The sequence below is a fragment of the Paenibacillus sp. 01T422 genome, from assembly GCF_056398785.1.
In genome coordinates this window covers 1-8,493 of the sequence record NZ_JBFTQB010000183.1, presented here as the reverse complement: position 1 = coordinate 8,493, position 8,493 = coordinate 1, and the positions used below count along the sequence as shown (strand labels likewise).

Sequence of the window (8,493 nt, the reverse complement as noted above, 5' to 3'; positions counted from 1 at the left end):
GGCTGGTGTCGACGATGATACCCAGCTCGTTCATTCTATGAATGAAGCGCGCTCCGAAGTTGCTTACACCACCATTTGCCTGCTCCGCACAACCAGAAGCAATGTAATTCTGATTGTTGTACGTAAGCTGCAACACGCGCAGACCGAAATGATAAAGCGCGTCAAGCAAAGCGAGGTTTTTGCCTAATCCATCCGTTTCCTGTGCAGTTACGATGCCCGCTTTCTTGTTGCTGCTTTTGGCGGTACGAATATCTTCAGCCCTAAGCACCTTGACCAACCAATCCATCGCGTCGAACTGCCGCTGTATTTCACCCATGCTGGTCACAATGCCCTCGATATTGGATACGTCCAATTGGCGGTTGCCCGCCGTAATACCGGAACGATACCACTCCTCCTTGAATGCCGGGAGCTCCCCGCGAGCCGCCATATCATGAATGATTTTGCTTGGCATGCCGCTGTATACCATCGGTTCATCCCGGTAAGGCTCGCAGGCTTCACGGACGTTTTCGGAGATATGCGCAGGGATCGCCTTGGGCGACAAAGGCCCTTGGAACAGCAGATCAATAATGATGCTGTCTTCGTGAAGCCGGCTCGCACGGTCCTCCTGCTCTGGCGTTAAGTGAAAAGGATACAGTCCATCCGTGAGATTCGTCTTCATCTATCATCGCTCCTAAAATGCAATTTGTGTGCCTTTATTCCTACGGACTGCTTCTTGAACAATATAATGAGCAGCTGCCAGATCTTCGCAAGCTAGCCCCAATGATTTAAATAATGTAATCGCTGCGCTCGAACTCCTACCAGGCTTACGCCCTACCAATAATTCCCCGATTTCGCCCAAAATGTGCCCATCCCCGATCGCCCCTTCATGCAGGGGAATCAAGTAATCCCCCGCTTCGTTCACGGCGGATTCCCGGCGATCGACGAACAGCTCCGCTCGACGCACGAGTTCGGTATCCAGCTCTCTGTCCTTCGCCCGGCAAGCACCGACAGCATTGACGTGAGCGCCTTCCTTGATCCACGCTCCATGCAAAATAGGCGTTGTCGACGCTGTGACCGTGCAGATAATGTCCGCGTCCCGTACCGCTTCCGCCGCGGAAAATGCGACCTCGACAGGAAGGTTGTACCGGCCTTCCGTCTCCTCCTTCAACCTCTGGGCATGAGCCGGGTTAGGCCCCCATACCCTGATCCTCTCGATCGGACGAACCAGTCTCATCGCCTCAATGTGGGTTCTCGCTTGCTCGCCTGTTCCGATCATCGCAAGCGTGCTCGCTTCCGGCCTCGCCAGCAGCTGAGTAGCCACCGCGCTGACAGCCGCTGTGCGGATCGCGGTAATTCGGGTACCATCGACAATGGCCTCCAATTGACCGTCGGTTGAATTAAACAAAGAAACAAACCCTTGATGCGAAGGCAGCCCTTTGGCATGATTATCTGGCAGCACCGTAATCACTTTGGCGCCCACCCGCTCTTCCCGCTTCAAGTAAGCGGGCATGAGTCCCATTACGTGACTTCCCTGCAATGGAACAACACTTCTTAGCGATTGAACGGCTTGTCCATGCGTCAAATCTGCCAAAACAGCCTGCATGATTTCAATGCAAGCTGACATGGACAGCAACTCCAGAACCTCACGTTGATTGATGACTAGCATATCTGAATGATCACCCGCTTCGTTAGTACTTGCCCTTTAATTATAGCAAAATGCGCTCCCTATGGCTTGCAGCACGTTCTATTTCACTTCCGGCCCGTCTGCCGTCTCCGTTGAAGCCGCGATTTGTTTATATCCCTTCACAGTCGAAGTCTGAATCAGGCGCTGCAGCAAGCCGAACAACTGAATGGGATCGAAAGGTTTCGTAATATAGCCGCTCATACCCGCTTCAAGTACTTCTTCCTTCACGCCTTTCATTGCATCCGCTGTCATCGCAATAATCGGAATATCTTTCGCGTGCTCCAGCTGGCGAATATGCTTGGTCGCCTCGTAGCCGCCCATCACAGGCATTTGCAAATCCATCAAAATTGCGTCATAATGCCTTAGCTTCGCAAGGGAGACAGCTTCGAGCCCATTTTCAGCCACATCGACTACCACGCCAACTTCTTTCAGCATCTCCGTTGCAACCAATTGATTGATTTCGTTATCCTCCACGAGTAAAATGCTTGCATGCTGCAGCGCTTTGAAACGCTCCAACTTCTCAGGATCCGGCCCTGTGACCTGCTTGGCCACAAAATGCTGTTGAAACAAGCTGATAAGCTCGTTGTATAACTGCGACTGACTGATCGGGTAGTACAGCACCTTATCTATGGCTTGCGAACGGATGCGTGTTTGGAGCTCAGGCTCATGATACGCGGTAATCATCACGATGACCTGCATCGGCGAGGAGAATTCGAGCTGAATACGCTCAGCAAGCGGTACGGCAACTGAATCCCTCAGCTTCCAATCTACAATTACCAAATCGTAGCGGCCATTGCGGTAAATTTGTTCAATTGCGCTACTCTCGGAAACTGCCGTGTTGACAATGAACTGGAACTGTTCAAGCTGATATTTGAGTACTAGCTGCATATCAGCATCGTCACAAACTAGCAGCACGCGGAGTAATTTGAGCTGTGAGTCTGGATTCATCGACGTGAGCCGCGAACCTGTACTATAGCCGAAATCAGCGGTAAAGGAGAACGAGCTGCCTTGTCCCGCTTGACTCTCTACACCTATAGCTCCTCCCATCAGCTCGACAAGATTTTTACTGATCACAAGACCAAGCCCTGTCCCGCCGTACTTCCGGGTTGTCGACATATCTGCCTGTGTAAAATGGTGAAACAACTGCTCCTGCTGTTCTTCCGTAATGCCGATTCCTGTGTCGCGAACCGTAAATCCCAGAGTGACACCCCGTTCGCTTTTGGATAAAAGGCAAATTTCAAAAGAAATCTCTCCTTGATCCGTGAATTTCACAGCATTATTGGACAGGTTGATCAAAATTTGATTCAAACGGAACGGGTCGCCGACAAGCATTTGCGGAACTTCATGATGAATGGAGAAGTGCAGCTTCAACCCTTTGTCATAAGCCTTCATCCCAATCAGATTGGAAATCTGATTCAGGACATCATATAGGTCAAAATCGACTTGCTCGATGACCAGTTTTTTCGCTTCTATTTTTGAGAAATCCAGGACGTCATTGATGAGCGCGATCAAATTTTTGGCGGAAATAATCGTTTTATCCACATAGACCTGCTGCTGCTCTGAAAGCTCCGTTTGCTGGAGCAAATAACTTAAACCAATCACCGCGTTAAGCGGCGTGCGGATCTCGTGACTCATATTGGCCAGAAACTCGCCTTTCGCGCGATTCGCAGACTCAGCCATTTCCTTGGCTTCCTCCAACTCCGACGTGCGAGCCTCCACCAGTTCCTCGAGATGGCCTTTGTATTGGTGAAGCGCCTTCTCCTGCTGCCTGAGTTCGGTAATATCATGACCGGTTCCCRTCACTTCCACGATCTCCTTGTTCCGATTGAAAATCGGCGAAACCGTGTAATGCATACATTTATTTTCACCGTCTGACATCATGCTTTCCGCCTCGAACGACTTGGATTCCTTGGTGCTTAGCACTTCGTTAAGCGCTTGCTTCCACTGTTCGCGAGTCAGCTCTGATGCCATCAAGTCCAGCATATTTTGCCCGAGCAATTCACTTTCCTTCATTTTCAAGAAATGCGACATCTTATTATTAGCCTGTGTAATCTTCCCATTCAGGTCGCAGCAATAGACGAGGTCAGGCGAGTTCTGCACCAGCGTCCGATACCGATTTTCACTTTCGCGCAGCTTGATCTCCGTCTCGAAGCTTCTAATTTCGTAAGCGATCAACGAGTAGTACAGTGGAATGGCTACCGTATGAAAAATCACATAACTGACTGAAAACTCTGTCAAAAAATAGTGCATCGTTTCCTGCGGCGCAAGCAGCGCCCAGCCTACCGTCTGAAGACCGATAACCAGCCCTAGCAGCCAGCCGTATCTCTCCATAAGCTTTCTACTTTTAACACTCCATAGATGAACGGCAATACTGATCAACGTCGTTGTCACGAGAGACCCTAATGGAAACAGCAGATCTCCCCCAAGCATGATGCGATAAGAGCCAATCATTAGCGTTGTGAGGATAGCAGAAAGAGGCCCGCCAAAAACAGCCGAAAATATAACGCTTACAAAGCGGACATCCATATGCAACCCGTGAGCGACATTCAGCGGCATTTGCATAATAACCAGACCGAAGATCCCGAAAGCGATCCCGAAAATGATCGACTGCGCTCTTTTGGAGCATTTTACATAGTAGGGGTACAGCCATCTTAATAGAAAAACAAAAGTCACGATTAATGCACTGCATTGTGCAAAATAGAACAGAAATTTCATGTGACACCTCACCCCTATTGTACCTACTCGCTGCGCGAAAATATTGTCATTTCTTGTCTATTATATATTACATCATTAAGTTCTGATCTTCTACTGATATATCGTGAGCGCCTGACCTTTCCCCAGAAATAAAAAAATACCCAGGCTGATAGCAGCCCGGGTACTCCTCTGTCGCGATTCAGTTCACACTGGCTTTGCGGTATTTCATGAAACTGCCAATTCGCCAAACTGAAATGTATAAATATGCCATAAGCATGGTAAGAACCGTAAATTCCGTATAATCCAGCCCTTTGAAATATTGCGATAGCGCGATGCGAATGACCAATACGGCAATAATAACATACTTGAAATTCTTGTTTGGCTTCGCGTAAACATACCCATCTTCCCGCTTCTCATAGCCGGTATGATACAGCATAATGCTGCCTAGCCCGATGCCAAGCAACATGGCGCACAACATCTCCCAGATCACGGGTAAATGAAACGGATGATCAGGAATTTTCGCTAACGAGTAAATGGAAAAACCAAAGAGAATTGGCAGTATAATGACGGGAATTAGAATTCCCATCCCTTTATTTTTGATCGGACGTGTTTTGCCCCGGGTTCTGAGCCATATGACCAATATGATGACCAGTGCGCCAATGCCATACCCGACCAACGTTCCAGCATTCATGATAAAAGTTCCTCCTGTTGCTGCTTTTTATATCAGTATACACGATCTATTACGGAAATCATTCAGACGCAGGTCATATTCCTTCTCGGTCTCCAGACGGATACGTCTTAATCCGATTATCCACATGTTCTTCCTTCGTTTTGTTTATTTTGTAAGAATGGTAGTATATATGTAAGTAAACACTATCAACCAGAGGTAACAGCCAGATGAGAATGAGAGATTGGGATATTAATTTAAAAATCCGCCTTGGCGGAGAGACTGCTTTTAATGTTATTTTTTGGACCTTTTTTCCGTTTCTATCGATCTATTTTGCGAATTCCTTCGGCAAAGGCTGGACAGGCATTCTCCTGATTTTGTCGCAGACCCTGTCCGTTTTCGCCAACTTAATGGGCGGCTACTGCGCTGACCGTTTCGGACGCAAACGAATGATGGTCCTCGCGGCATGCGGACAAGGCCTCGGATACGGCGTCTTCGCCCTTGCTGCTTCACCTATGATCGCGATGCCCATCCTTGGCTTCATCGGGTTCAGCTTCGCCAGCATGTCCGGTTCCATCTATTGGCCTGCCAGCCAAGCCATGGTCGCGGATGTTGTGAAGGAGGAGCACCGCTCCAGCGTCTTTGCCATCTTCTATACAGCCGCGAACGTGTCTGTCGTTGTCGGTCCGCTGCTCGGATCTATCACTTACGATGATAATCCGTACATCGTGCTGTTCGCTGCTGCGGTGTTCTGCCTTCTCCTCTCTTTGACGATGAGCCGCACCTTACACGAAACGCTGCCGGAGAAACTTGTCCAGCGCAACCGTTCCACAGCCGGTGAGCCCTGGTACCGGTTCCTTGCAGCGCAGCTGCGGGACTACAAGATTATTGCAGCTGATCGCGTCTTCCTGCTGTTCATCTTAGCAGGCGTCCTGCTGTCTCAGACCTTCATGCAGCTGGATCTGCTATTCCCTGTTTTTATGGAGGAAACCGTGAAGCTATCGACGATCTTCTCCTACGGCGACTGGAATCTGCAGTTATCCGGCAAGCAGTTGTTCGGCCTRATTGTCTCCGAGAACGGGCTGTTCGTGGCCCTATTTACCGTGCTTGTGACCAAGTGGATGATCGCATATCGGGACCGCTACGTATTCATCGGCGGTGCGCTTTTCTATGCGCTTGGCATCGCCATGTTCGGCCACATGTCCACCTTCTGGGGCTTCACCCTCGCGATTGCTGTGTTCACATTGGCAGAGCTGATGTCGGCCGGCCCTCAGCAAGCTTTCGTCTCGCGGCTGGCTCCCGAGCATATGYGCGGCCAATATTTTGCCGCTGGCAGCTTGCGGTACACGCTTGGACGCACCTTAGCGCCGCTGTCGATCCCGATCTCTTCATGGATCGGCTTCCCATGGACGTTCATCCTACTTGCGGGAATAGCTGTTATTTCCGCGGTTCTGTATAACATCATGTTCAACTTGTATGACCGTCAGACCGCCGCTTGATGTGAGTGGTTTCTCTCTTTGAAGCATACAGGCCCTGTAGTTCTCTTTCGCCATTCTCTTCTAATCGGCGTTGTAGCGGAACTAGAGGGTCTTATTTGTGCTTGGACATTTAGGCCTATCAACAAGCAAATCTCTCAATCTATGAATACATAAGAAGTATTACTAGAAAAGGAGAGTGAAGACCTATTCCAGCTATATACAAAGCCTTTCTAAACAGTAGAAACGAGGTGCCTCCCGTACAGACTTTATCAACCGGAGATGCCATATTTGAGCTGAACAGCAGCGGAACCCAGCTAAGATTTGCACTGATCCTACGAAATGTTTCCCGCGCAACGCAAGGCCAAATTCATCTTGGACGAACAGGCCGCAACGGTTCCGTTGCTGTTTTCCTGTTTGGCCCAAACAAATTCGGTATTTCTGTCAGACGAGGTGTTATTCGAGGCACTCTGACGAATCAGGATTTAGTAGGTCCGCTGCAAGGGCAGACGCTTAAAGACTTAATCACCGAATTTGAAGACGGTAACGCTTATGTCAACGTGCACACCAGCAGGAATCCAGAAGGTGAAATTCGCGGCCAAGTTAAAGGGGCATGAGAAGAAGGAAATGATAAGAAAAAGACAAGAAAAAGATAAGAAAAAAGACACCTTGTTGGTGTCTTTTTCTTTATCCAGCAGCGCGCCGCGATACCTCGGCTATAACAACCCACTTCATGCTTCCGGTCTAAAATTCGGCGGAGCCAACAACCACCCTTTGCGTATCAGCATATCCTTAAACGTTATCGAAAAAATTAACTTTTTCATCTGAAACTTGGCAAACATCATGGCCACATCCGGCCTCACGGCTTCTGTCATCCCCCGGCCACCATAATTGATTCCTAATACTAAATTGAAGCTGAGAAGGTTCGCAATTTCCTCATCTGACAACTTCGAACCCTTCGGAATATCTCGAAAATCGCMAACCGGTTTATCCTCAGATGCCGCTGGCAACGGGACACCTTCGACTTTTAAAAATTCAGTTAGCTCCACGAGTATCGGTCTATGCACATCATTAATGACCTCTCGCAGCTTCTCTTTCAATTCAGGATCCTCAGCAATATTATAAGATACCTGCTCACCGCGCAAGGTTTGATCCGTTGCATTGAAATAAAACCACAGATTCATGACTTCTCCGACATTTAAAGGAGGCTTTTCGCCATCCAGAAACGGCTTTATCGCATCGCCGAGTACCTCCATGATATTCATATTCCCAGCTCCTTTTGCTAATAGCGTACCCATTGGCATCTATTTTATAAGGGAAATTAATGCAGCCTACCCCATCATTCCTAAGACTACACAACTAATAAATATGTGAGCAAACCGCAGAGGCGTTCCCTGAATTGCAAAAAGGAGCCTTCCACCAAATTTCAGTGGCAAGCTCCTTTCAATTACTTCAGCGCCTCATTTCAACGACCATACCGATACTCATTTTCATAACAAGAAGTTTCGCAAACATCTTACCCTTTTCTCGAATGATGCTGAATGGAACTTCGATCAGACTAATAGTTTGCTGCATAATGCCAACGACAGATTGTTAAGATAGCGTTTCCCCTTAGTATCCAAGGGGCTTGCGAACCCTTTTTCCCAGATCAGTTAATGTACCGTATGTCGTACCTTTTTCTGCAGCCCTTGTCTATTCAACCGAAACACTACCTTCAGTATAAAAAGGATGATTCGTTTTGTGCTTTTCATTCAATTCATTGTAATTCAGTTCAGATTCATCCAACCACGATTGGATCTCTTCTTCTGCAAACTTGTTTTGAAATTTGTTCCACTCTTCCCAAATATCCAGTTCATAAAGCGTATCCTTAAACCTTCGAAAAGGTTTGTTACCATCAAGGGCATTAAACAACCTATCTTTCGGATCGGATTGGGTACTTTGAGCAAATTTTGCCATTATTTCATAAGCCTCATTTGAATCAATCTTTGGAATGT

The 8,493-nt window shown here is 48.0% G+C and carries 8 protein-coding genes; 2 read left to right on the top strand and 6 right to left on the bottom strand.

Annotated features, from left to right (window positions below):
- The 4 genes from AC1DUA_RS12720 to AC1DUA_RS12705 form a co-directional block, all read right to left on the bottom strand.
- On the bottom strand, nt 1-658 hold a 658-nt coding region (locus tag AC1DUA_RS12720; RefSeq protein ID WP_477500105.1), incomplete at its 3' end, for a membrane dipeptidase.
- Nucleotides 659-670: 12 nt separating this feature from the next.
- Nucleotides 671-1,645, bottom strand: coding sequence for an ornithine cyclodeaminase family protein (locus AC1DUA_RS12715; protein ID WP_477500104.1), 975 nt, complete (start codon nt 1,643-1,645; stop codon nt 671-673).
- A 78-nt stretch (nt 1,646-1,723) separates the two neighbouring features.
- Nucleotides 1,724-4,378, bottom strand: coding sequence for a hybrid sensor histidine kinase/response regulator (locus AC1DUA_RS12710; RefSeq protein WP_477500103.1), 2,655 nt, complete (start codon nt 4,376-4,378; stop codon nt 1,724-1,726).
- A gap of 178 nt (nt 4,379-4,556) precedes the next feature.
- On the bottom strand, nt 4,557-5,048 hold the full coding sequence (locus AC1DUA_RS12705; protein WP_477500102.1) for a CcdC protein domain-containing protein: 492 nt from the start codon (nt 5,046-5,048) through the stop codon (nt 4,557-4,559).
- 206 nt (nt 5,049-5,254) lie between these two features.
- On the opposite strand from AC1DUA_RS12705, the gene AC1DUA_RS12700 reads away from it, so the two are divergent.
- Together AC1DUA_RS12700 and AC1DUA_RS12695 are read left to right on the top strand one after the other, a co-directional pair.
- Entirely contained in the window at nt 5,255-6,523 is a 1,269-nt protein-coding gene (locus AC1DUA_RS12700) for an MDR family MFS transporter (protein ID WP_477500101.1), read from the top strand.
- Between the two features lie 185 nt (nt 6,524-6,708).
- Complete coding sequence (locus tag AC1DUA_RS12695; protein WP_477500106.1) at nt 6,709-7,116, top strand: CHRD domain-containing protein; 408 nt, start codon at nt 6,709-6,711, stop codon at nt 7,114-7,116.
- A 114-nt stretch (nt 7,117-7,230) separates the two neighbouring features.
- On the opposite strand, the gene AC1DUA_RS12690 is transcribed toward AC1DUA_RS12695, so the two are convergent.
- Nucleotides 7,231-7,764 carry a DUF3231 family protein gene (locus tag AC1DUA_RS12690; RefSeq protein ID WP_477500100.1) on the bottom strand — a complete coding sequence of 178 codons (534 nt, stop codon included), beginning with the start codon at nt 7,762-7,764 and terminating at the stop codon, nt 7,231-7,233.
- A gap of 427 nt (nt 7,765-8,191) precedes the next feature.
- The coding region (locus AC1DUA_RS12685; protein ID WP_477500099.1) for a UPF0158 family protein at nt 8,192-8,493 on the bottom strand (302 nt) is incomplete at its 5' end.

Excerpts from the sequence above, each read along its gene's own strand:
- AC1DUA_RS12715 (WP_477500104.1), bottom strand. The coding sequence starts at position 1,645 with ATGCTAGTCATCAATCAACGTGAGGTTCTGGAGTTGCTGTCCATGTCA.
- AC1DUA_RS12705 (WP_477500102.1), bottom strand. The coding sequence starts at position 5,048 with ATGAATGCTGGAACGTTGGTCGGGTATGGCATTGGCGCACTGGTCATC.